Genomic DNA, 2,801 nt, shown 5'->3' with positions numbered 1-2,801 from the left:
CTGTAAGAGCGAAACCATAAGTGGCCGTTACCGCAGCAACGGATATATACCCAAACCCAACCAACACCCAACCACTACTCCGCACTACGCTGCGTATGACTCGATACAAACTGCCGAAACCGCTCCGTCGGCAACCCCTCAAACAACTCCGCCGGGGTGCCCTGGGCATCAATCAACCCATTGGCCATAAACACCACCCGATTAGACACATGCCGCGCAAACCCCATCTCATGGGTCACCACCAACATGGTCCGCCCTTCCTCGGCCAGCGACCGCATCACCCGCAACACCTCCCCCACCAACTCCGGGTCCAGCGCCGACGTCGGCTCATCAAACAACATTACTTGCGGGTTCATCGCCAACGCCCGGGCAATCGCCACCCGCTGCTGCTGCCCACCCGACAAATGCGCCGGGTAATAATCACGGCGATCATAAAGCCCCACCTTGTGCAGCAGTTGCTCAGCTTCCTCCACACACTCGGCCTTCGAACGCTTGAGCACCCGCATCGGCCCCTCGATGACATTTTGCAAAACCGTCATATGCGACCACAGGTTAAAACTCTGGAACACCATGCCCAGCTTGCTGCGCATGGTCTCCACCTGCCGCGTGCTGCCAGGCAACAACCGACCGTTGCGCTGGCGCTTGAGCTCGATGGTTTCGCCGTCGAGCACAATACTGCCCTCGTCCGGGGTTTCCAGCAGGTTGATACAACGCAGGAAAGTGCTCTTGCCCGAACCGCTGGCACCGAGGATGGAAATCACGTCACCTTTGTGAGCCTCCAGCGAGATCCCCTTGAGAACCTGTGCCGAACCGAAAGCCTTGTGAATGTTGTTAACCGTAAGGGCGCTCTGAATCTGAGTACTCATGACAAGCTCCGCTGCAATCAGGAATGAGAAATAGGTTCGGGGGTTTGCTTGACCGGCACGTCTTTCGGCCGCTCACGCAGATGGGGCGACAGACGATGTTCAATCCAGGCCACCACACGCACCACCAGGAAATTCAGGATCAGGTAGATCAACGCCGCACAAATGAACACTTCCATGGTGCGGTAGGTACGCTGGATGATTTGTTGCGCCACGCCGGTGACGTCCCACACGGTGACCAGGCTGGCCAGCGCGGTGGACTTGACCAGCAAGATGGCCTCGGTGGAATAGGCCGGAAGCGCCTGGCGCAAGGTGACGGGGCCGATCACTCGCCACAGCAGGGTCCAACGCCCCATGCCTACCGCCTGCCCCGCTTCGATCTGCCCTTGAGGCACGCTCAGCAGGCCACCGCGAATGATTTCAGCGGTGTAACCGGCGGTGCACAGCGCCAGGGAGACCACGGCGCAGCCATAAGGCGACCTCAACACCACCCACAGGAAGCTGTCGCGAATCGCCGGGAACTGCCCCAGGCCGTAATAGATCAGGAACATCTGGATCATCAGCGGCGTGCCGCGAAACAGCATGATGTAGAAACGCGCCGGGTAGCTGAGGAATGGCCAGCGGCTGACGCGCATGGACACCACGCCCAGCGACAGCAGCAACCCCAGGGTCAGGGACGAAAAAAACAAGGCCAGGGTGATGGGCAAGGCACCCAGCAACTTGAGCATGGTGTCGGCAAGAAAGGCGAAATCGATCATGGCAAACGGTCCCTTCTCACGACTGTGCAGGATTGCGCCGCTGCGTACGTTGTACGCGCGCTTCGGCAATATTGAAAAGACGGCCCGAAAGCCCGGTCAGAATCAGGTAGCACACGCCGCCGACGATGTAGAACGTGAAGTACTGGCGCGTGGAACCCGCCGCCACCTGGCTGGCGCGCATCAGTTCCACCAGGCCAATCACCGAAATCAGCGCGGAGTCTTTCAGGCTCATTTGCCAGACGTTGCCCAGGCCCGGCAGCGCGTACCGCCAGATCTGCGGGATCAGCACCCGGCGAATCCGCGTTGCGCGGTTCATGCCGATCGCCAGTGCTGCCTCAAGCTCACCCTTGGCCACCGCGATAAAGGCACCGCGATAGACCTCAGCCTGATACGACGCCGAGATCAATCCGACGGCGATGGCCCCCACCATGAACGGCGGGACATCGACATAGCCTTCACCGCCAAACCAGTGATTGACGGCCGTCACCACACTGGCACCGCCGAAATAGAACAGGTAGATCACCAACAGCTCCGGAATCCCCCGGAACAGGATGGAATAGGCATCCCCCAGGTATCGCAAGGCACGCTTTTTGGAAAGCTTGGCCATGGCCACCAGGCTGCCGACCAGCGCACCGACCACCAGCGCCGCAAGGGTCAACAACACGGTCATGAGGGCGGCCTTGAGCAAGGCCATCCCCCAACCCGTGTCGCCAAAACTGAGCATCTGCATGAGACTCATCAAGTCACTCCTACCGAAAACACATAAAGCACCGGAACCTTGAAATCCGTCTCAACCTGCCCGACGTCCATGAAGCAAAGGGTGCAACTGCCTGCCTGGTTTACTTGACCATCGGCAGGTTCAAACCCTGCTCCTTGGCGCAATCAATCGCGATCTGGTAGCCCGCATCCGCATGACGCATCACGCCGGTCGCCGGGTCGTTGTGCAGCACGCGCGCGATACGCTCGGCGGCTTCGTCGGTACCGTCGCAGACAATCACCATGCCCGAGTGCTGGGAGAAGCCCATGCCGACGCCGCCGCCGTGGTGCAACGAAACCCAGGTCGCGCCGCTGGCGGTGTTGAGCAAGGCGTTGAGCAGTGGCCAGTCGGACACGGCGTCGGAGCCGTCCTGCATCGATTCGGTTTCACGGTTGGGGCTCGCCACCGAGCCGGAGTCCAGGT

3 protein-coding genes and 1 pseudogene are annotated in these 2,801 nt (G+C 60.3%); all 4 read right to left on the bottom strand.

The features are described from left to right. Positions 1-74 precede the first annotated feature (74 nt). Positions 75-866: an ABC transporter ATP-binding protein gene (locus HX824_RS32350; RefSeq protein WP_003220035.1), complete on the bottom strand. Its 792-nt coding sequence runs from the start codon at positions 864-866 to the stop codon at positions 75-77. Positions 867-883: 17 nt separating this feature from the next. Beyond that, complete coding sequence (locus tag HX824_RS32345) at positions 884-1,621, bottom strand: ABC transporter permease (protein ID WP_003220033.1); 738 nt, start codon at positions 1,619-1,621, stop codon at positions 884-886. A gap of 16 nt (positions 1,622-1,637) precedes the next feature. Next, a complete protein-coding gene (locus tag HX824_RS32340; protein WP_003220032.1) occupies positions 1,638-2,360 on the bottom strand; it encodes an ABC transporter permease in 723 nt (240 codons plus the stop codon). A gap of 100 nt (positions 2,361-2,460) precedes the next feature. Continuing rightward, positions 2,461-2,801 (bottom strand): annotated as a pseudogene (locus tag HX824_RS32335) (urocanate hydratase); the annotation flags it as partial.

This window comes from Pseudomonas sp. D4002 (genome assembly GCF_013385665.1).
In the GTDB taxonomy this organism is placed as follows: Bacteria; Pseudomonadota; Gammaproteobacteria; order Pseudomonadales; family Pseudomonadaceae; genus Aquipseudomonas.
Note: the sequence above shows the minus strand (reverse complement) of the source record. Positions and strands in the feature narration are given on the sequence as shown.